This is a genomic window from Paenibacillus forsythiae T98 (assembly GCF_000520735.1).
GTDB classification, from domain to species: Bacteria; Bacillota; Bacilli; order Paenibacillales; family Paenibacillaceae; genus Paenibacillus_AQ; species Paenibacillus_AQ forsythiae.
The window spans coordinates 1-303 of sequence record NZ_ASSC01000530.1 but is presented as its reverse complement, the minus strand read 5'-3'; the positions used below and the strand labels follow the sequence as shown (position 1 = coordinate 303).

Below are 303 nucleotides of genomic sequence, written 5' to 3'. Positions count from 1 at the left end.
TGTTTCTGGCTGCCACGTTTGCCGTGCCGACGGCGGTGGAATATGTCACCGGGGCGCTGCTGAAGCTCATTTTTCGCCGCCGCTGGTGGGATTACTCGGATAAAGCGTATCAGCTTGACGGGCATGTCTGCCTGCTCTTCTCTCTGTACTGGTGGGGATTATGTGCGCTGTGCATTGCCGCGGTTCATCCGATGATGACCGCTTTGTACTTGCTCACGGCGGATATTTGGAGCGTGCTGCTCCCCATTGTTGTCTTTGGCTTTGCCGCCGATCTCGCCCTGACCTTCCGCATCCGCCGCAAAA

At 57.4% G+C, this 303-nt stretch carries 1 protein-coding gene; it reads left to right on the top strand.

The window, feature by feature from the left end:
* On the top strand, positions 1-303 hold a 303-nt coding region (locus L692_RS0116300), incomplete at both ends, for a putative ABC transporter permease (protein WP_025701190.1).